Origin of the sequence: Lactobacillus sp. B4015 (assembly GCF_026536055.1) — a bacterium.
In the GTDB taxonomy this organism is placed as follows: Bacteria; Bacillota; Bacilli; order Lactobacillales; family Lactobacillaceae; genus Lactobacillus; species Lactobacillus panisapium.
In genome coordinates this window covers 62296-83731 of sequence record NZ_JAFNOY010000008.1, presented here as the reverse complement: position 1 = coordinate 83731, position 21436 = coordinate 62296, and the positions used below count along the sequence as shown (strand labels likewise).

At 35.0% G+C, this 21436-nt stretch carries 22 protein-coding genes and 2 tRNA genes; 12 read left to right on the top strand and 12 right to left on the bottom strand.

The annotated features are described in order from the left end of the window. Positions 1-85: 85 nt before the first annotated feature. From J3U71_RS09030 to J3U71_RS09015, 4 genes are read right to left on the bottom strand one after another with little or no spacing between them, the layout of a single operon-like run. Positions 86-1090, bottom strand: coding sequence for an L-threonylcarbamoyladenylate synthase (locus J3U71_RS09030; RefSeq protein ID WP_267394387.1), 1005 nt, complete (start codon positions 1088-1090; stop codon positions 86-88). Further along, positions 1090-1938 (bottom strand): peptide chain release factor N(5)-glutamine methyltransferase, encoded by an 849-nt coding sequence (gene prmC / locus J3U71_RS09025; RefSeq protein WP_267394389.1) that lies wholly within the window; start codon positions 1936-1938, stop codon positions 1090-1092. Before prmC ends, J3U71_RS09030 begins: the two co-directional genes overlap by 1 nt. Continuing rightward, the gene (gene prfA / locus J3U71_RS09020; RefSeq protein ID WP_267394391.1) at positions 1931-3019 is read right to left on the bottom strand and encodes a peptide chain release factor 1; all 1089 of its coding nucleotides are present in this window, start codon (positions 3017-3019) and stop codon (positions 1931-1933) included. Before prfA ends, prmC begins: the two co-directional genes overlap by 8 nt. A 17-nt stretch (positions 3020-3036) precedes the next feature. Then, on the bottom strand, positions 3037-3636 hold the full coding sequence (locus tag J3U71_RS09015; RefSeq protein WP_103752223.1) for a thymidine kinase: 600 nt from the start codon (positions 3634-3636) through the stop codon (positions 3037-3039). Between the two features lie 145 nt (positions 3637-3781). Here J3U71_RS09015 and J3U71_RS09010 point away from each other — a divergent pair, with 145 nt between their 5' ends. Next, positions 3782-5134 (top strand): Mur ligase family protein, encoded by a 1353-nt coding sequence (locus J3U71_RS09010; protein WP_267394392.1) that lies wholly within the window; start codon positions 3782-3784, stop codon positions 5132-5134. A 285-nt stretch (positions 5135-5419) separates the two neighbouring features. Here J3U71_RS09010 and J3U71_RS09005 read toward each other — a convergent pair whose 3' ends face one another. From J3U71_RS09005 to J3U71_RS08990, 4 genes are all read right to left on the bottom strand, one after another. Next, entirely contained in the window at positions 5420-6121 is a 702-nt protein-coding gene (locus tag J3U71_RS09005) for a MucBP domain-containing protein (RefSeq protein ID WP_267394393.1), read from the bottom strand. Between the two features lie 566 nt (positions 6122-6687). Continuing rightward, positions 6688-8775, bottom strand: coding sequence for a BspA family leucine-rich repeat surface protein (locus J3U71_RS09000; protein ID WP_267394394.1), 2088 nt, complete (start codon positions 8773-8775; stop codon positions 6688-6690). 920 nt (positions 8776-9695) lie between these two features. Further along, positions 9696-10847 carry a tyrosine-type recombinase/integrase gene (locus tag J3U71_RS08995; protein WP_267394395.1) on the bottom strand — a complete coding sequence of 384 codons (1152 nt, stop codon included), beginning with the start codon at positions 10845-10847 and terminating at the stop codon, positions 9696-9698. Between the two features lie 101 nt (positions 10848-10948). Further along, positions 10949-11629, bottom strand: coding sequence for a helix-turn-helix transcriptional regulator (locus J3U71_RS08990; protein ID WP_267394397.1), 681 nt, complete (start codon positions 11627-11629; stop codon positions 10949-10951). A 148-nt stretch (positions 11630-11777) separates the two neighbouring features. On the opposite strand from J3U71_RS08990, the gene J3U71_RS08985 reads away from it, so the two are divergent. The 10 genes from J3U71_RS08985 to J3U71_RS08940 all read left to right on the top strand — a co-directional run bounded on the left by J3U71_RS08985 (position 11778) and on the right by J3U71_RS08940 (position 18742). Beyond that, positions 11778-11978 (top strand): helix-turn-helix domain-containing protein, encoded by a 201-nt coding sequence (locus J3U71_RS08985; RefSeq protein WP_267394399.1) that lies wholly within the window; start codon positions 11778-11780, stop codon positions 11976-11978. A gap of 11 nt (positions 11979-11989) precedes the next feature. Next, complete coding sequence (locus J3U71_RS08980) at positions 11990-12223, top strand: hypothetical protein (protein ID WP_267394401.1); 234 nt, start codon at positions 11990-11992, stop codon at positions 12221-12223. A gap of 14 nt (positions 12224-12237) precedes the next feature. Then, on the top strand, positions 12238-12489 hold the full coding sequence (locus tag J3U71_RS08975; protein WP_267394403.1) for a hypothetical protein: 252 nt from the start codon (positions 12238-12240) through the stop codon (positions 12487-12489). A gap of 6 nt (positions 12490-12495) precedes the next feature. Continuing rightward, positions 12496-12747, top strand: coding sequence for a hypothetical protein (locus tag J3U71_RS08970; RefSeq protein ID WP_267394405.1), 252 nt, complete (start codon positions 12496-12498; stop codon positions 12745-12747). A 5-nt stretch (positions 12748-12752) separates the two neighbouring features. After that, positions 12753-13019 carry a DNA-binding protein gene (locus J3U71_RS08965; RefSeq protein ID WP_267394407.1) on the top strand — a complete coding sequence of 89 codons (267 nt, stop codon included), beginning with the start codon at positions 12753-12755 and terminating at the stop codon, positions 13017-13019. A 224-nt stretch (positions 13020-13243) separates the two neighbouring features. Beyond that, positions 13244-14041 (top strand): bifunctional DNA primase/polymerase, encoded by a 798-nt coding sequence (locus tag J3U71_RS08960; RefSeq protein WP_267394409.1) that lies wholly within the window; start codon positions 13244-13246, stop codon positions 14039-14041. Then, positions 14028-15461 (top strand): DNA primase family protein, encoded by a 1434-nt coding sequence (locus J3U71_RS08955; protein WP_267394411.1) that lies wholly within the window; start codon positions 14028-14030, stop codon positions 15459-15461. Before J3U71_RS08960 ends, J3U71_RS08955 begins: the two co-directional genes overlap by 14 nt. Before the next feature lie 377 nt (positions 15462-15838). After that, on the top strand, positions 15839-16138 hold the full coding sequence (locus tag J3U71_RS08950; protein ID WP_103752209.1) for a hypothetical protein: 300 nt from the start codon (positions 15839-15841) through the stop codon (positions 16136-16138). 140 nt (positions 16139-16278) lie between these two features. Next, positions 16279-17016, top strand: coding sequence for a hypothetical protein (locus tag J3U71_RS08945; protein WP_267394413.1), 738 nt, complete (start codon positions 16279-16281; stop codon positions 17014-17016). Positions 17017-17911: 895 nt separating this feature from the next. Then, positions 17912-18742, top strand: coding sequence for a hypothetical protein (locus J3U71_RS08940; protein ID WP_267394415.1), 831 nt, complete (start codon positions 17912-17914; stop codon positions 18740-18742). Positions 18743-18967: 225 nt separating this feature from the next. Here the strand turns inward: J3U71_RS08940 and J3U71_RS08935 are convergent, their stop codons facing one another. From J3U71_RS08935 to J3U71_RS08920, 4 genes are all read right to left on the bottom strand, one after another. Further along, on the bottom strand, positions 18968-19351 hold the full coding sequence (locus J3U71_RS08935; RefSeq protein ID WP_267394417.1) for a hypothetical protein: 384 nt from the start codon (positions 19349-19351) through the stop codon (positions 18968-18970). 104 nt (positions 19352-19455) lie between these two features. Next, complete coding sequence (locus tag J3U71_RS08930) at positions 19456-19857, bottom strand: hypothetical protein (RefSeq protein WP_267394419.1); 402 nt, start codon at positions 19855-19857, stop codon at positions 19456-19458. 183 nt (positions 19858-20040) lie between these two features. Continuing rightward, positions 20041-20112 (bottom strand) — tRNA-Gln (locus tag J3U71_RS08925). 8 nt (positions 20113-20120) lie between these two features. Continuing rightward, positions 20121-20192, bottom strand: a tRNA-Glu gene (locus J3U71_RS08920). Between the two features lie 228 nt (positions 20193-20420). On the opposite strand from J3U71_RS08920, the gene J3U71_RS08915 reads away from it, so the two are divergent. Then, the gene (locus tag J3U71_RS08915) at positions 20421-21431 is read left to right on the top strand and encodes a serine hydrolase domain-containing protein (protein WP_267394421.1); all 1011 of its coding nucleotides are present in this window, start codon (positions 20421-20423) and stop codon (positions 21429-21431) included. Positions 21432-21436 lie beyond the last annotated feature (5 nt).

The window sequence follows — 21436 nt, the reverse complement described above, 5'->3', positions numbered from 1 at the left end:
TTTTTTCCTCCTACTAAACAAATAATACTTCTCGCTTATTTTAATCAAAAAAGCAAAGGGTTTAAAGTCCTTTGCTGTCGTTTTTTTATTTTGTCATATAGTGATGCCCCGCAGCGGCTTTATCTAACCGATTCATGTAAGCAAGTGAAGACTCACTGCCGCTAAATCCCTGGACAAAAATTTGCTTAATTTGTGGTTTATCATCAAAATAACGCAAGCCACCAAACAAATTATGATCAGCTTCTTGTAAGGAATTACCTAAATTAAACTTGTTTTCTTCTGGTAATTTAATCTTTGCGAGTATATCTTCTACTGCCATGACCCCAATCGTATCATTGAAATCAATTTGCAAAAAATCTTCTAAGTGATCAACCACAATGACGGGAGCGCTTGGTGCATAATGCCGATACTTCATTCCAGGAGCTTTGGGTACACCCTTTTCAGCTACCTTACCGGAATTAATCAGTACTTTTTCACCTAAAACCTGGCTCAATTCTTCAGGAGTTATTTCACCAGGACGTAAAACAACTGGTGTTTTAACAGATAAATCAATAATTGTTGACTCAAGACCGACCTTCGTTTGTCCGCCATCAATAATTCCAGCAATTTTGCCATTTAAATCATGGTAAACATGTTGGGCAGTCGTTGGACTCGGCTTAGTCGAAGTATTTGCCGACGGACCCACAATTGGCTCTCCCAGTTTAGCAATAAGTTCATGGGTCAATTTATCATCAGGACAACGAAACGCAACTGTTTCCAAACCGCCAGTCACAGCGGACGGTAAACTGCCCGGTTTGACAAAAAGCAAAATAGTCAATGGACCCGGCCAAAAATGTTTAATCAGTTTCTGGGCTCTTTCTGGAATTTCCCTAGCATATTTAGCCATCATTTTTTCATCAGAAACTGTGACAATTAATGGATTATCGCTAGGGCGACCTTTGGCAGCATAAACATTCTTCACAGCTGTTTCATTAGTTGCCAAAGCGCCTAAGCCATAAACCGTTTCGGTCGGAAAAGCTACCAGTTCCCCAGCAGCTAAAAGTTCAACTGCATCATTGATTTTTTCTTGATCAAAAATCTTTGTTTCCATCACTTATTCCACTTTCCACTTACCATACGGGGCTTATTAGCCAAATCATTTTTAAATTCAATCGTAAAGTCAGGCAATTCTTTAGCAAACAATTCTTCAAGCTGCTTTTTTTCACTAAAGCCAAACTCTAAGAAGAATCTTCCACCAGGATTTAAATGCTGCCGAACTTGCTTGACAAATTTTTGATAAAAAACAATTCCGTCTTTACCACCAAACAGCGCTTCTTTTGGCTCATTTTGCAGGACATTTTGATCCATGACATCTTGTTCTGTTTCTTTAATATAAGGAGGATTAGAAACAATCACATCAAATTTTTCTAATCCAATTAAAATATTAGCCTTTCTTACGGTTACATCAATGTCATGAAGTAAAAAGTTTTCCTCACTAATTCTAAGGGCAGCATCAGTAACATCTGAAGCATAAAAATTCAGGTTACTAATCCCCTTTTCTTTTGCTTGCTTAGCCAAAGCAACCGTAATACAGCCTGAACCAGTGCCCAAATCAAGAATTGTTTGGTTATTTGCTAAATGCGCCAAAGCCCAACTTACTAGTTCTTCAGTTTCAAAGCGCGGAATTAGCACACCCCGCTGAACCATTATTTTATAGCCGTAAAACCAAGAGTAACCCAAGATATACTGCGGTGATATACCTTTGGCCAGTTTAGTAATATCTTTTTTTGCTTGGGCTATCTGCTTAGTAGTTAATTGCAAATCCTGTTTTAATTGAAATTCACTGGGACTCAATCCTAGCCGCTCGGCCAATAGAAAAGCAATATCTTCTGGGCGCTCATCAGGCGCTGTTTCAGAAGACCAGATTCGTAAATCACTTAAAGTGACAATCTTAGACATTTTGCTCAGCCAGCTCCTCTAACTGCTTAGTTTGATTATATAAAATCAGTGCATCAATAATTTCATCAAGTTCACCGTTCATAATTCGGTCTAATTTATTTAATGTTAGACCAATGCGATGATCTGTCACCCGATTTTGCGGATAGTTATATGTCCTAATTCTTTCGGAACGATCACCTGTCCCAACAGCGCTTTTTCTTTTGGCATCATATTGATCCCTATTTTGACTTTCGTAATAGTCATAGACACGAGAAGTTAGAATTTGCATTGCTTTTTCCCGGTTTTGCTGCTGACTACGCTGATCTTGCATCGCCACTACGATTCCAGTTGGCAAGTGCGTCATCCGAACAGCACTAGAAGTCTTGTTAATGTGCTGGCCACCGGCACCACTTGAACGATAAACGTCAACACGAATATCCTTTGGATCAAGTTCAAAATCAACTTGTTCATATTCTGGCATTACGGCCACAGTGGCAGTTGACGTATGAACACGACCTTGGGATTCAGTAACTGGAATTCTTTGTACCCGATGAGCACCATTTTCGTATTTAAGCTTAGAGTAAACCTTATCACCAGTAATCATAACTGCGACGCGCTTATAACCGCCCACTTCAGTCGCTTCACTATCAACAATTGAAACTTGCCAGTTTTGCCGCTCAGCATACTTTTCATACATTCTAAGTAAGTCAGCGGCGAATAAAGAAGCTTCATCTCCACCAGCAGCGCCCCGAATTTCCATAATGATATCTTTATCATCGTTAGGATCTTTGGGCAGCATCAAAATTTTAATCTGGTCTTCCAAATCAGAGATTTCTTTTTCTAAGTCGCTGTTTTCCTCTTTAGCCATTTCAACTAAATCAGAATCACTTTCATTGGAGATAATTTCCTTATTTTCTGCAATTTCTTTTTTATCTGCTTTATATTTACGATACTTTTCGACTACTTCGCGCAAGTCAGATTCTTCTTTAGATATCTCCATGTAGCGCTTAGTATCATTGATAACTTCTGGATCGGCCATCATTTCCTGCAACTCATCATAGTGAGCCACAAGCCCTTCAAGCTGTGCCATAATCTTATCCATGTTTTCTCAATCCCTCTCTATCTTTGCTTATCTGGGTGAAAATAATGAAAACGACAAACCGGGTAATAGCTTTCATCTCCACCAATTTGGACCTGCTCACCTTCATAAACAGGCTTGCCATTATGAATCCGTAGATTCATTGTAGCCTTACGGCCACAATAGTGGCAAATTGTTTTAATCTCATTAATCTTATCAGCTACAATCAATAAGTTCTTAGTGCCTTCAAACAAATTATTCTGAAAGTCATTTTTTAACCCAAAAGTCATCACCGGAATGCCTAATTCATCAACAATCTTGGCGCATTCAAAAACATGATGCCGCTCTAAAAACTGTGCTTCATCAATGAAAACACAGGCAATCGGGCCATCACCACGTTTTTCTTCTTGGACATTAATCTTTTTAATATAAGCAAAAACATCCATTTCACGTTCAATTGGAACTGCCTCGCGATGCAGTCCGATTCGCGAAGCAATTACTCCAACTCCACTACGATTATCAATTCCACTTGTCATCAGCACAATTTTGCGCCCCTGGGCTTCATAATTATGTGCATCCTTGAGAATTTCAAGTGTTTTGCCACTACTCATTGTCCCGTAGTGAAAAAATAATTGTGCCATTTTTGCTCCTTTGTCTAATTAAATTCACCTAACTCATCTAGTATAGATGAAAAATAAATTCTATGCATTTAAATCGTTGTCAAAAACTCGTTTTCATTTGCTCCCTATGCTATAGTTGATAATGATTTTAAAGCGAGGGATAAACATGAACGTAAAATCTGGAATTGCAAAATTTGCCGGAAAATCAAGCTACTGGTTTCTGCACAATGTTTTAAAAGGCGGGACCAGCTTTCCAGGTAAGCTGGCTATGAATCTTGATCCAGAAATTTTGAACACGTTAGCTAAGGATTACGAAACAGTAATTGTAACGGGAACAAACGGTAAAACCATGACCACAGCTCTCATTGTTGAAGCACTGCGGGAAAAATATGGTGATGTCCTTACCAACCCATCCGGCTCTAATATGCAGCAAGGAATTGTTACCGCCTTTTTAGCTCATAAAAATAAAAAAACACGCCGGAAAATCGCTGTTCTTGAGGTTGATGAAGCTAACGTTAAAATGGTTACACAACTGGTTCATCCAAGTGTGTTTGTTTTAACCAATATTTTTCGTGATCAAATGGATCGTTACGGTGAAATTTATACTACTTATGAAAAAATTATTGCTGGAATCAAGCTTGCGCCCCAAGCAACTATTATCGCTAATGGTGATGCAAGTATCTTTTCATCCGTTGACTTACCTAATCCGAAGATTTTTTATGGCTTCAAGCTTGCCAGTGACCAAGCAAAAAACGATGTAAAAGCGCCGGTCAACACTGATGGCGTTCTTTGTCCGAAATGTGATCATATTTTACATTACCACGAACGGATTTACGCTAATTTAGGTGATTTTTTCTGCCCCAACTGCGACTATCATCGTCCAGAACTAACTTATTCCGTTAACAAGATCGTTGCACAAAGCCCAAATCATTTAGAATTTCAAATGGGCTCTAAAAATTATAGCATCAATGTTGGTGGAACCTATAATATTTACAATGCGTTGACCGCCTATTCGGTTGCCAGACATTTTGGCTTGAGTGATGATGAAGTGGCTAATGCTTTTTCTAAAAACAAACGCGTCTTTGGCCGCCAAGAACTGATTGATTACGCCGGAAAAAAGATTAACTTAATTTTAGTGAAAAATCCGGTCGGACTTGATGAAGTATTACACATGCTAAATACTGAAAAAGACAATTACTCACTTGTTACTCTTCTTAACGCCAACCATGCTGACGGAATCGATACCTCTTGGATATGGGATGGTCAGTTTGAGGATCTTAATCATGAGCAAATTAAAAAGATTTTAGTTGGTGGCGAGCGTTGGCACGATATGGGCTTTCGTCTTAATGTTGCTGGTTTTGACCCAAGTATCATGACTACCTGCCCTGACAATGGGTCTGTCATCAATGAAATCGCTAAATTGCCAACAGAAAAAGTTTATATTTTATCAACTTATACCGCACTGCTTTCTTTGCGTAAAACAATGGCTGAACAAAAAATCATTAAAGCTGGCATGTAGCTTGTACGTAATAAGAGAAACGAGCTTAATTAGCAATTTTAAAGCACCTAGACTAAAGTTAACCCCTAAAATTGGATATTAACATTATTTCTTATTCGCTAAGGCCGTATTCCGATATTCAATCGGGGTGCGGCCTTTTAACCTGTGCCTGATTCTAAAGGATTAACTGGCTTTTAGTCAAAATAAAAAGACTAGCTTTGCTTTCACGGCAAAACCAGCCTTTAAATAAATAGGACGTTTTGTATATTATCTATTATATAAATTATCCTTGACAAAAACAAATATTTAATTTTGCTTTCTTTGAATACCAAACATCCCCAAGAAAGAAATTGATAATGCAGCAACACCGGCCAAGATCATGCTTAATGAAGCATTTTTAGCAGAACCTGTTTGTGGTAGCTGAGTTTTGCTATTAGGATCTGCTACATTAGCCTTTCCTTGCTGAGTTGCGCTTGGAACTGTCTGGTTTTTTTCAGGTGTCTTACCAGTGGCGTTAGTATTATTTTGCTTATCATCACTTGGCTTTTGTGCATTTTGCTTATCACCGGCTGGTGCTTCAGGTTGGTTATTATCCGTACCAGTCTGTTGATCTTTATTAGCTACAGGAGTCTGCTCATTATTTACCCCAACATTACCCTTAGTATAAATATAAGTTACCTCGTCCTTTGGTTGATTATGGAAGTAACCTTCTGTTGGACCTTGCCAGTCTTTTAATGTGTAGCCGTCAATGGCTTTCCGCATCGTACCATATGCCACACCTGCGCGACCATCAATAACCTGGTCTTCTGCAAGTTTATTACCATTTTCATCTTGGTAGTGAGCAACCACAATTGACTTGCCATAAAAGGCAGTAGTATCTTCAGTGGTAGTTGTATCAGCTTTAACTACATTAGCCGAATTAGCATAGCCAAATGTTAATGCTGCAAACGAAATACTAGTAACTAATAACGCTTTAATCTTTTTATTTGCAATTTTTGTTCTATTCATAACAATTTCTCCATTTTCTTACTTCAAATCATTACATTTCTTAAATAAACTAATTTTTTCGTTGCTTAGAATGAATTGTTAAAAATCACTACTAAACAGAAAAAGAAAATTGAACTTATTAGGAAAATGCTTAACCTTAAGCTGTTGCAGATATTATAGCACTTTTTGCTTGTAATCTATATGGAATTTTATTTTTTTGTTTAAAATAACAATAAGTATAACTAGTATTATAAAACTCATAAAATAAAACAAATAAAAGCAAAGATAAATGATTTTATTCATCTCAGAATTAACGCTACTTAGGTTTATAATCAGGGTATAAAGTTAAGGCTTAGACATGAATTAACAGCAACTTTAAAGCCTTATAGCAAATATGACAAAGTCGACTTAACGCTTGTCCAAAAAGGATCTGAAAGACAAATTATGACTAAGTCATTTAATTGACGGTAGTGAACTAGAAGAGACAAAAACTACGATCAAAAAAGAGCATCAAGTCTAGTTAATAGCCTGACGCTCAATTAGAAAATTATAAAATTCTATTAAGATAAATTAACAATGAACCAGCTTTATTTATTCGCAAAATAGTATATTTCCACTTGTTCATTTTCACTATCCGCTGTTACTTCTTGACCAGCTACTATTGCTTGATTTGACGTATAGCCAGTAATTACTGGTACCTTGAATTCGTCCCAGCTGTCATTGTGCCAACTGCCATAGGTCTTTTCGCCTGTTATTTGGTCTTGACTTACAGTTCGTCTGATAATCGCCACTTGATTATAAGTTTTTATGCTGCCATCAGGTTGGTGGACATTAATTGTTCTGGTGATAGTCTTCAGCTCTGTATTTTGAATTGACTTTGGATTAACCGTAACTTTGATAACTTGACTTCCTGAACCATCAACTTTAATACTTGGCTGTGGTGCTGCGGCTAGTTCATAGCCAGCTGGCGCATGATAATTAGGCGTCAACGTATCGCCTGTATAGCCAGTTAGCTCTTGCGTGCCAACAACTTTGCCACTAGCATCAACATATTGCACCGTGATTGTCTGTTCAATTGGGTCATAGTATATATCAATTGCCTGATCACCAGTCTGACTAGTAACTGTTTGGGCTGGTATCTCTTTAACACTTGGCTTATAACCAGCAAAAGAAGGTACTTCATGTGCTGTCCATTGCGCTGTTGTCCAGCTGCCCCATGCGATTGTACCATCTGGTTTGACTAGTCCTGGCCTGGTAATCATTACCGTTTGCGCGTCTGTCTTAGTTGAACCATCTGGCTGATGAACGACAATCAAGCGTGTTACTGCCTTAGTTTGCGTTGTATTGGTAGCTAATGTTTGCGTATCCCAGTCATAGGTTGTGACCTGATCACGGCCGGTTAATGACATTAACTCATCTGATGTATAACGCTTACCTTGTTCATAACCGCTAGTTGCCACCCAGTAAGGCGCAGCTACAATTCGATTGGTCCCCGAAATCACGGTATTGACAGCGGGGACTGTGGGTAATTTAACGTCAGAAGTCAACTTAGTTTTTGCCCCAAGAACTAAGCGATTAAGGCTGTTACATGAGTAAAACATATGGGTCCACTGAGTAACTTTAGAAGTGTCGAAATTGCTTAAATCTAATGCTTTTAAATTATTGCATCTGTCAAACATACCAGACATGTCAGTAACTTTGGAAGTGTAGAAATGGCTTACATCCAATGTTCCTAAATTGTAACAGTTTCCGAACATACAAGCCATATCAATAACTTGAGAAGTGTCAAAATTACTTACATCCAATGTATTTAAATTATTACATTCACTAAACATCCAATCCATGTAAGTAACTTTTGAAGTGTCAAAATTGCTTACATTCAATGTTTTTAAATTATTACAATCTTCAAACATACTAGCCATGTCAGTAACTTGGGAAGTGTCGAAATTGCTTACATTCAATGTTTTTAAATTGCTACAAAAAGCAAACATAGAATCCATGTTAGTAACTTGGGAAGTGTCAAAGTGACTTACATCCAATACTTCTATATTGCGACAGTTTTCAAACATATCTTGCATGTTAGTAACTTTTGATGTATCTAAATTTTCTAAGCCATCGATTGTGGTCAGCTTGTTCAAGCCCATAAAAAGCCCTTGTGAATCTTGATTGGCAACTACACCGCGATCAACCTTAATTTTTGTTAATTGATCTGCAAAAGCGCTGTTTAACTGATTAATACTCTGATGATATATGTTTCCCAAGGTTCCTTCATGCAGGTAAAGAACATAATCATCACCTTCATGCTTATATTCCCACTTGCTAGTCCCCCATGTGCCTTGATCAATTGTTTCAGGATTTGTTACTGCTTGTTTATTTGCAGCTTCACTCTTGTCGATAGAAGTCGAAGCAACATCTTTACCAGCATTATCTGTCGGCTTGTTTTCGGTTGCTTTTGCAGTAGAATCATCTTCTATACCAGTATTAACATGAGAATCTGTTTCTGCTGGTATAACACCTTTTTCTGCCTTCGGTGCCTGTACAATTGCAGCAGTGTTTTGACTGTTAGCAGGATCTACCGTTGCCGCCTTTGCCTGCTGCTGCGTTAAAGCCAGCCCACATACTAATCCGACTACTGTAGTTGCAATAACAGCTTTAGTATTCTTTTCTTTTTTCAAAATAAGTTCCTTTCTATCATTTTTATATATGTTCCTATATACATAATTTATTTTAACACCAGTTTTTATAAATTACATAACTTTCCTAAAAAAAGCACAGTTTTATTAAATTATTTAGCTTGTAAAAAAATAATATAGTTATGAATCCAGTCAGAGCCACCTCGAGATATAATCCCCAAAACTCAGATTACCCATAACATAATTTACTTGGTTTACTAAATTAACCAAATATATACTTGCTAGTTCTTTATTTGAGCAGTAGCATATTAGCTTTACTAGTGCATCAAGTAATATTCTCAACAAAAATTAGCTTTTCAGTAGGAAATATGATTTGCTCATTAATCTTATCGGAATACTAAATTTGTTTTGTGTATCACTAGCAAAATTACAATTACACCAAAATCATGTAAAAAAAGATTCTTACTTTTTAAGGCTAAATTATTTTTCTTACTCTACATCTTACTTGCCAACTAAAAAACTTTTAAATTTGCCGTTCTTCCTGTTTTACTTAGGTATAAAACGCACTTCCAATAAATTTTTACATTAAAGCAGCAAAAAATGTCTTTTCATCATTTTTACTTACGATAAAACCGGTTTCTAAATCAAAGTCTATTTTGCATCGTCGACGATTTATCAGCATAACTAAAAAAGAATGTCCTTATATCAATCTTTATGCTAAATGCTTGGGATTTATCCACTTACACGTCTAATTAAAATCTGAATTATTTTGATCTAATATAAATCATTTTCGACAGTCATCGAAAACAAAAAATACCTTTATACCAGAGTTTAAGCAACCTGATATAAAGGTAAATTAAAATATTGGGATATCCGGGCTCGAACCGAAGACCCATTAAGTATTGCTATATTAGTGTTTTTACTAGCTTACTCGGTATATGAAGTCCGATATGAAGTCGATTTTAACCCTCCATATACCTTTCGAATTCTGTTACAGTTTCTTGTTCACTCTGCTTGGTTACATGAGTATAAATATCCATCGTGGTTTTCATTGATGAATGCCCTAACCTTTTCTGTACATCTTTCATTGATGCACCAGAATCAAATAATAGGGATGCATGAGTATGCCTAAACCCATGAACTGTAATATGCCTAAGATGACCATGCTCACAGATGCTATTATTCCATTGCGTGGGCTGTGTTGGTTGATTAGGCTTATTTTGCCAAGTCGGAAATACCAGATTATCTGTACTCATAAAATTATACCCTAACTTCAGCATTTCTTTTTGCTGCTTTGTTCGCCACTCTTTTAACACACCCATGGTTTGCTTGTCCATTTGAATAGTTCTTATGCTGCCACGCGTCTTTGGTGTAGAAATATAGAGCCTATTATTAATGCCCTTACTTACAGATTTATCGATTTTTACTGAACCATGAAGGAAATCTACCCTATTCCATTTTAAAGCCAATGCCTCGCCCTTTCGCATCCCTGAATAGGCTAATAGCCTAAAGAATACATAATATAGAAAATTTCTTTTATTAGCGTAGTCAAGAAACTTTTTTAATTCATCCTTAGAGTAAAAATTATCAAACTCTTTTGGCTGTTCTATATATTTAGGTCTTACAACCTTTTTCATAGGATTCTTGTCGATTAATTCAAGATCAACAGCATAATCTAACATACGTGATGCATAGCGGATATAGCGTTTATAGGTCTTATGGGACACTTCAAACCACTTGTTTACTGCACTTTGGCACTGAAAAATGGTAAGCTTATCTATATATAAATTACCTAATTCCTTAAGAATATGATTATTGAAAATTCTTAGTGCTGTAGCATATGTGCTTTCTTTAACCGTAGTCTTATACGTCTTAGACCATATTTTAAACAAGTCTTTCATGGTATACCGTTTATGAGTAAGGGGCTCATATTCGCCATTAAGGACTTTTATTTTGTATTCATAGTAAGACTTTTCAGCAGCATCCCTGCTCTTAAAGCCTTGCTTTTTTATTTGAATGGTATGCCCTGTCGTTTCATCTTTACCTACATAAATATTAAATCCGTATCTGCTTTGACCACTTGGCGTGGTGTACTCTTTAATTTCATTATCCATGTTTAATTAATTCCCTTCTTAACATTAGAAGGCGTGCAAGTGAACTAATCTTAAATATTTAACATGTATTTATGGGGTAACGTTTCGTGACGGGCTATAAATTATTGACCAGTAGTTTTTGTGAAATCTACATACGATGCTCCATCATCATCAGTAAAAATGTGTTTATTGATATAATCTTGTCTTTTTTCTAATAGCTCTTTAGGTGATTCTATCCATTCATCACCTTCTTGTTGATCTCTATCGTCTCTTTCTAATCTAAGCAATTCTACAGATAAAGCATCATTGAGTGCATTTGAAATATCTTCATCTGTCGCATCTAGCGGTTTAGTCACTAACCAGTTAATAGCCAAATTATCAAAAATAAACGAAAAATTCTTTTCCCAGAAATAAAAATTAGTGATTTCTTTCTCAGTCAACAAGTTAAAATTCGGTTGATCATAAAAAACTATTCCCTTAGCTATTGCTATCAAATCAACATTAAAAGTAATCTCACTATTTTTTATTGCATGGCTTATGCTATTAGAATTTTCTTTACTTCCACAGATATATTCTTGTTGAAGTTTCACTAGTATTTCTTTTTTACTGTATGCACCTTTTAAATAAGGAACAGATACATTGAAATAGCTAGCTAACTTTTCCCAAATTTCTTTGTTTGGAGTTCTTTCATTATTTTCATAATTACTAATCGCCTGGCGAGTAAGACCTGTTACTTTTGCTAAATCACCTTGACTCACATCTTTTTTTTCTCTTAATTCTTTTATTCGATTGTTGAAAATCACAGATACCATCTCCTTTGTTTATTTTATAATTCTTTGCATAAAGTAGCAACAATAACGTTAATAGCAACATTATTGTTGACATAATAATATTCAAGTCATATAATTTACTTGTAAACAAAAATGTTGCTAAAAGGAGACAAGAGAATATATGAAACTAACAGAGCAGCAAGTCTTAGCTTTAAAACGAAAACGTGGTGAAAAGAATTTAAGTATTGGCGCTTTGGCAAAAAGTGTAGGGTTAAGTAGATGGACTATAAGTAGAATTATTAAAAAAAATCCTAATCTGTCATCTACTACAGTTGAAAAAATAAAAGATTGGTTAATTGACCAGTACACAACTATCAAATAGAAAGGATCATTATGAACAAAACAGAAACAAATAAACTTGACGATAACTTAGTAAACATTATTTTGCAGAGTACATATTTATCTTCTGCACTAAGTCTTCTAGCAGATAAGCTTTTAAATATTGGATCGCCTGATTCAATTTCTTTGGAAGATTTTAATCAGCTTGTGGGTTTGGCCCAAATTAGTAATTCATATGCAAAGAAACATGCTGAATTAGCTGAAAAAACGTATCAATTAATTGGATAGCTAGGAGTTAGAAAATGGAACAAACAGTTACAGTACCAAATGATTTTGATGATAAATTTATTCAGATATCTCTAGAAAGCTGTCGCTTACGTGACTGCTTAAGTGTGCTTACAAGCAAAATAGATGAAATAGAAAGCCCTGATTATCTAACACTAGACGAATTAAACAGAATTTCAGCTTTGGCTAAAGTAATTGAAGGCTATGCTAACCATCATAGCAATTCAGTTAATAATATGTACACGCTAGTTAGATGTAGAAAGGACTAACTAACCATGGTTGGAACAGTAAAGAATGTAACAGAATTAGACAACGGCTTAATAGCTGCATCCCTGCAGAGCGAAAATTTATTAAGAGCAGCGGAATTAATGCTTGATAAACTGCACAGCATCCAGCAGCCTGAAGATTTGACCTTAAGTGATTACGAACAACTATATGCCCTAACTGACCTAATGAAAGTCTATGCCAAGAACCAACGTGATGAAATATCACACACAGAGTCATTAATTGAGTTTAAAGAGGAGTAAACATTATGGAATTCAAATTAGATCAGGAACAAAAAACAGACCTACAAAGCTATGTTTGTGGTCTGATTAAAGACAGTCTAGAAAAAGCTGCTACACCCCAGCAGCCATATTTAAACCGTGCAGAGATTGCTAAATATTTTGGTGTTGCTCCCTCAACAATTACTTATTGGGCTTCATTAGGGATGCCTGTAGCCGTGATTGATGGGCGCAAGCTGTATGGTAAGCAGACTATTACTAGATGGATTGAGAGCAAAGAAAAAACCGTTTCTTAGACAACCACGAAAAAGAAAACGGTATTTACATAATTATAACATCTAAAAGTGTGCAAGTGAATTAATCTTAGATGTTTAACTAACAAAGGAATTATTATGAGCAAAAAAGATGAAGAACAAATCAAACTTCTAGAAGAAATTAACCAAGACTTGAAAAATATTAATACGTCAATTAGAAAACTGCAAGTAATAACTGTTTGCATTGATAATTAGAGGTATTAGCAATGAAAAACATAGACTGGGCTTTACAGTATGGCAAACAAGGCTTTTCAGTAGTCCCAACAAACGTTAATTTAAAAAGTCCTGCTATATCTCATGCTAAAAGAGCAAGCCTCACAGACCAGGAAATAACTCAATTATGGACTGATAACCCTAAGTTTGGTATAGCGTGGAAAATGACTAACATATTTAGCATTGATATTGATACGCCTAAACATAGTGGAAAAACTAAAATAGACGGTTTTAAGTCAATTAGAGAAAGCATCCCTTTAGAGTGGTTACCTGATACTCTGACCGCCCTAACACCTAATGATGGCTTACATCTATATTACTTAAAAAAAGATGGTCACCCCAACAAAACTAAAGCGGGTTTTCTACCGGGTGTAGATATTCAAGCCGAACAAGGCAATATTTCTCTGGTACCTCCTACCCTGATTAACGGTGTTAATTATGAGTGGGTTAATCTTAATCAGCCTATTGTCGAAGCACCCACAGAACTGATTGAGTTCATTCAAGAGAAAACTAAGAGACGCACTAATGCTAAAAAGCGTTATTACGTACTGAAAACATGGACAGGCTGCTTATTGGATGAATTGTTTTATCCGCAGATAGTGGGCAAGCGAAATGACTACCTTACTCATATTATTGGGAAACTGTTTAATACAGGTGCAAGAGCAGAAACAATTTACCAATTGGCTATTATTGCCAATAAGCAGTTTCAAGAGCCGTTGCCTATAAATGAAGTAATACGGACTTTTAACAGTATTTTAGAACGGGAGGTAAAAAATATTGCTGAAAAATAAATCAGAAATTATAAAAATAGACCCTAAGTTAAAAGAAAAATATAATAAGGCGGTCAAAGACACACCCGAATGGATAGTCCTTGACGATGATGGCAAGCCGAAAGTTAATATTTCAAGGCTTGGTAAAACCGTTCTTGAAAAGCATAATTGTATTATCGCTGAAAATGGCAATAAAGAAGACTTTTACGAGTATAAAGAAAATTTAGGCTATTGGGAATTAAAAAATATTAAAAGTATCAAAAGCTCTATTACAAGCATTTTAAACAAGCATCATATGTGGACTGATCGCGTGGCTAGGGATGCTTTCCACTTTGTTAGTGACAGCATTAAGCGGGTTAAATGGTCTGAAACCTTTGGTAAGAAACCAGTTAACTATTTTAACTTTAAAAATGGTGTTTGGGATTGGGATGCATTTAAACTGCAAGAACATTCGCCTAAATACTATTTCACTTCCTGTGTTGATTATGACCTAGTTACATTTGATGTAGAAAAAGAGTTAATCAACATTAAAAACAAAACAGCACCACAACTTGAGTCTTCTAAATGGTTATGGAAATCGCTCGGCGAAAACATAACTCCAATAATGGAATTCATTGGTTATGCTTTCTATCCCAGTTATGAACCTATTCAAGCCTTTATTATGATAATAAGCAGTGGCGGTGACGGCAAAACCACCTTTGCCAATTATCTACAGAGATTGCTAGGTAAGGAAAACGTTGCACACGTCTCTTTAGAGAACTTAACAGATGATATGAGCAATAACTTTAGTCTTTCGGAACTAGCTGGTAAGTATTTAAACATCCATGATGATATTTCAAAGTCTTTTATTAAGAACCCTGCTGCTATAAAGAACCTAACAGGTGGTGGAGAAATGAACGCTCCCGTAAAAAATAAAAATGATATTACCTTCTCTAACCATGCAAAATTGCTGTTTATTGGCAATGAAGAACCTAGCTTTTCAGATACAAGTAACGGCTTTAAACGTAGAGCAAACATTGTTCACTTCAACCGAATAGAAAACTTTGACCAAGTCATCGATACTAAGAAGATAGAGAAAGAACGTGGTAAATTTGTTTACTTATGCATGTATCTAGCTAAAAAGGCTATAGCTAACCATACACTCACTCAAACAGTATTAATTACTAAGACTAGAAATAAATGGCTCACAGATAATGATCAAGTTCAACAGTTTATTGATGATAATTATATCCAAGTTGAAGGGAAAAATGTTAATCAGAGTAGTTTATACCAAGCATATAAAAGTTGGTGTGAAGACAATGGTATCAAGCATCCCCTTACACTAATTAAGCTCAAAAACGAATTAGAGAGAAAAGGAATAATACGATATAGCAAACAGTTAAGATCATCAAACGGTAAAAGACCACGTGTTTATTATTTTAAAGACATCGAAGCTAAATAATTAGGGAACAAAAATAATCACGATAAGCCTTGATATATCAACAATGGAACAGGTGTGAACAATTATGGATTAAAAATAAAATAGTCCTTATTCTTAGAGCTAGTAAGTTAGGAACAAAGGAACATCTATATTTTAAAATACCAGGAGGTATATATAAATATATATTTTAGGTTATACAGTACACTATATATATGCGTGGCTAATATCGAAAAAAACGTGTGTCTTTGTTCCAAAACTAGTGACAGTAAGGGATTATACCTATTTTTTAATTCGTTCCTGCACAAAAACAATTGTGCCCAACTCCTATACTAATTCATTAATTGATTTCAGAAAGAGTGAAAAGTCAGTATAAGATATGAAGCAAAGGAAGTAAATGAATGTATTATTCAGTTGGAAATTTAAATAATTTCGACACCACAAATTTAATTAAACAAATTGAAAGAAAATCTGGTAAACAAGCAGCTAAACATTTCAGTGATTGTATTATGCTAGTTGTTAACAAAGCAGAAAACAGCAACTACTTTAACGAACTAAACAATGGTAAGCTGTGTTGGTCTAGGATAGCTGTTGAACATGATGGTACACCGACATTATTCTGTGGTTCGCTTTCAAGCAGGATATTTTATATTTATACCATTGAAGGCAGCCAAGTTAAACGAGAGATTAAGCGAATATAAAACTAAAACCCAAAATACAGTCGTAACTCACGACTGTATTTTTTATGCTAATCTTATTCATGGTTAACAAAGTCTTTCTCTATTGGTATATGCTTCAATTTATAATACATTACTAATATAATCGTCTTTAGGAGAGTAAAATGAACTGGTTTAAAAAGTATGGTTGGTATATTCTAATTTCTTTTATTTCTGCAATATTAGGTGGAGCTATATGTATATCTATATCACAGAAAAATCTAGGCAGTTTTGCAGATTGGCTGAGTGGATTAGGATCCATTGCGGCTATAGCATTTGCATATTGGCAAATACATGAGCAAAAAGTAGAATATGAAAATGATAAAAGGGAACAAGAAAAAATAAAACAGAAGAATAACCAGCCGCTTTTTTCTTTATCTAATACTCGTTTCTTCAAAAAAGGAGTTAAAAACTGTTACTGGCAACCCAATGACTTTCAAGAAATTTCAAAAAAAATAGACAGTTCAAAGATTAATTATGCGTTATTAACAGAAAATAAAGGGTGTTATGAACTTATAAATATAACCAATAGCTTAGCTTCTGACGTTTGCTTTAGAATAACCTATACAGATGGTGAACATCAAACTTTGTATATTCCATTCATTGATGAAAAAAACATGTCTTACCTATTTACACATAAAATGTTTTCTTCAGGATTGACAATTCACAACATAAATGAGCAAGTTGCTAATATAAAGTTATACTATGACTCTATTGACAAAATACATTATGTTCAAATTTGGGAAAATCGAATAAATGGAAATGAACTTGATCTAAATCAATCTTTTGTAAAAACAATAGATGATAATGACAGAAAGAAAATACAAAAAAGTACAACTGCTAATGCAATATTTTGGGAATGATGCTTAAAATATACTGAATAATAGAATATTTTTGAACCCCGCCCCCATCAACGGCTGGCGAGGAGCCGCAACAAGTGGTGTTCGCTTTCTAGACGGACACTTTTTTAATATTTTTTGAAAGGGGGGGTCAAACTGACAAAGGTTGATTTAACAGCGCCGAGATTTCGTACACAAGCTACAAAATGTCTTGATGATTACGGAAAACTTCTATGGCCAAAGTTACATGACGTAACGAATAGTTACTCCACCGTTTAAAATTATACAAGCATGACGCCCTAATTCAGGGCTCCCTTAAATAGCTATTGCTACAACTACACTCATTAAATATCTCTAAGTGGCTCAGACCCACTTAGAAATTCGTTATGGCTGTGAACCATTTCGAAATAAATTTAATTGACCTGTTTTGCCCAATCCATAATTGGTTTAGGTCAAAAGCTAAAATTGGATTCTGATATCCTTTATACAAAAACAGATCGTTCTGAACGACCTGTTTACAGCCTAACGTAAAATTGCATTCGGCGTTTAGCCCAGCTTAAAAATGAACTCGGAACACTATAGGATAATCCATAATTAGTTTCTCCTATAATTCATATACCTACCCTAATTGGTTCATCCCTACCAAAGGGAGTAACGAAATGTGACGCCCCGTTTCGGTGCGTCAGGTCAAAGTAGTATCCATTTTGAACAGCCTTGATATACCAACGTAAAATTGCGTTCGTTAATACTTACTACAACAAAAAGAGAGCTCAATTTTGAACCCCCTAAAATAAAACTTGGGGATACATAATTTTTACGGTTTTGAGTAATATCTATTCGGCTAACAACTGGTTATATTAACTAAATACTATCAAAACTCTATTCTTGTTAATGTATAATTTTTATGAGGTGATTAACATTGAATAATGAAGACTACAAACCAATTATTAATGAATTTTTTGATTTTTTAGATAGTAAAGAAGACGATAACAGGGAGTTTTCTGATTTTTTAAGGAATAACAATAGTGTATTAACAAGTCATCCTGCCTATATTTATAACAAAGAGCGGGAGAACTTAGGTTATATGCACTATAAATTAGAAAAATATTTCTATAAAAGAGAGCCAGAAAAAGATACTGACAAAATATTTATTGAAAAAATGGATTTTATTAAAAATAACTATCAAGAATTATTTTATGAACTAGAAATGCATACTGATTTACTTCGTGCGGAAAATTATACAAGCATGATCGACTATCTCGATGATAGAAAAGTAAAACTGTTTACACAACAAAAAAAACTAGAAGAGAAACAAAATTCATTATCTGATAGTATTAATGAGCAAAAGGAAATAATTGGTAAACAAAAGAAAATAATTGAAGATCAACAACATAGTTTTCAAAAAACCACAGGTAAAATAAATAGTATATATTCCGAATTCATTACAATTCTAGGGATATTCACAGCAATAACTTTTGCTATCTTTGGTGGAATGAATCTACTTACCAATCTATTCAAAAATACAGGCAGTACAGCATCTTCATTAGGATATACTCTTATTATTGCTGCAATTTTCGGTTTAATTATGTGGGGAATTACTGAACTGCTGTTTTATTGGATTTCAAAAATTAAAGGAATAACAGATAGTACAAAAGATAAAAACAAAATTTTGTTTAATTGGATTGCAATAATTGTCTTAACAGGAATATTGATTTTAGGGGTATTGTTATTTACCAAAAAAATAAAATAGTGTGCGAATTTATAAAAAGTATGCTGTATCAAAAAAACTAAAGATTAGTATTTTTACCAGTTCATTATTAAGTTTATTTTTTAGTAAATTCTAGTGTGCATCCCTTTTTATCATTTGGTTAATGTTTTAAATCGATCAAATCGATTTAAAAATTTGCTATTAGCCTATCCCGTAATTTCGACGGGTCAGCAGTTTTAAAGGTAGTCGTAAAACACGACCTCTATTTTATTTAACCAGCTTAATATATGGTTCTAAGCCTATTTCTTTCTGGTATGCAGCAAAGTTTTCCATGAATTCATCTAGTGCCTTTTGCTTTAATTCCCAATATCTAGATTGGCCATAACCTATTTCTTTCATAGCTGTTTTATTCAAATGATCAAGTAAATAAACACTTGTTAGTATTTTTCTTGATTTATCAGAGCATGCTTGGATAGCTTTACCGATGCACCAAGTAATATTTTCAGCAAAAACAATCTTTTTAGTAGTGCGTTTTGCATCAAGAGTGGTTAGCTTATCAACCTTATCAGATACTAAATCAGTCTTGCGCCTTCCTGACCAAATAACAAACTTTCCAAGATCACGTTTAAGAAATACTCTTACTTTTTCCATTTATACATCCCTCCTAATAGGGCTTATTTCGGCCCTCTAAGCGTCACTAATTACTTAAGCATAATCTACCATAGACATAATAAAAAAGCGTATTACACACCCTGCTATCTAAATACCCGTAAATCTTTTAAATCATTGATGCCAAACTGCTCTTGTAGCTTAATCAGGTTAACGGCAAACTGGTTAGATGCCTCTAAACGCCACCTCCACGCTGTATTATGAGTTATGTTTAGGTCACTCATTACATCAAGCTGTCTTTTATTATCAAAATACAGCTTTTTTAGTATAGCCTGGTATTTTGCATCACAGTTATTGATAGCTTGATAGATTATATATAAGCCCAATGCCGTATTATGGTCACTGGTTAATAATGTGAAGTCTTTTTGACTGAAATTCTTATTTAGATCAGTCGTTTTTAGTCCCGTTCTTAGACAAAACATTTCCAAATAGAAGTTTATAAACCGTTTGACACTTCTTGAAGTTGCCTTTAAATCAACGTTTTTCATTGAACACCTATACCAATTCAGCTAAATATCTAAGATTAGCCCACTTGCACGTCTACTTAAAAATATGAAGTCTAATATGAAGTTTTTTGACTCATTTTAGACTAGTTTCAAAAAATCAGAAAAAATAAAAATGCCTTAGCATCAACGTTTACAGCTAGTTGAAACTAAGACAAATTACAATTATTGGGATATCCGGGCTCGAACCGAAACATGCAGGAACCAGAAACCTGTGCCTTACCATTTGGCTATATCCCAGTGTTAAATCACCCGTACGAGAATTGAACTCGTAACTCCACCTTGAGAGGGTGGCGTCTTAACCATTTGACCAACGGGCAAAATCAACAGTAATTATTATGCTTGAAGGCGGGTATAATGTCAAGTGATTTTCACGCTTTAAGAGTATTTTTCATTTTGAAAAAGATCTTTTACTTAGGCAAATTGGTCACATCTAATTTTTCTTTTTTAGCCTGAATAATGTTACTTTATAAAAAATATTAAATCAAAAACTTTTTTGATTATTGATATAATAGATTTAAGATAATTTTTATTGAAAGACAAATTTTATGATCGACTTTTCAAACACCCAATATCTAATTGAATCTATGGTTTCTGAACGCATTGTTCCCGGTGTCAATTATGCCTTTATCAAAAACACCAAAATTTTTACATCTACTATTGGTTTTGCTAGCACATACCCAAAAATCACACAGCTCAGTCCCTTCGCGGAATATGACCTTGCTAGTCTCACCAAGGTGCTGGTAACGGAGAACATTTTGCTAAAACTTTATCAAGACGGCAAATTAAACTTTACCGAGCCACTTAATGATTTCATCCCCGAATTTACGGACAAACACGTGCGTCTGTTTCACCTGCTTACCCATACAAGTGGCATTCGCGGTTGGATCGACCATCGCGACCAATTGAGCCACGATGAGTTAATTGACGCGATCATTCATCTCCCTGTAACTGATGAGTTTCAACACAAAATGCGCTATGCGGATACAAATTTTATTTTATTAGGATTAGTTATTAAAAAAATCTTTGGTCAACCTGTTCAGAAAGTTGGCATGAATGAAATTATCAAACCAATGGGTTTGACGGAAACCTCTTTTCATCCCAATAAAAGCAATTGCGTGCCTACCTCACTGCTAAACGGACGAGTTCTTCAAGGCATTCCGCATGATCCCAAAGCTCGGCAGCTTGGCAGTGATTGTGGTTCAGCAGGGTTATTTTCAACCATGCTTGATTTAATCAAAATCTGCAACGGTTATCTGGGACTTGACCGCAACATTTTACCCTTTAGTCAAGACTTAGTTGCTCAACTTTTCGAAAATAAGAATCCAGCAGGCATTAAACCTCGCTCTTGGGGCTGGGACTTGCGTTTTGATCCGACCTATCATTATCCGATAATATTGCACACAGGCTATACTGGAGTTTTGCTAATTCTCGATCGCATAAAAAAATCCGGTTTGATCCTTTTGACTAACCGAATTCACCCTTTTGGGCACAATCAGATTTTTCTTACCCTACGCGAAAAAATAATTCAAACTTTTTTAAAAGATAATGATCATTAACCTAT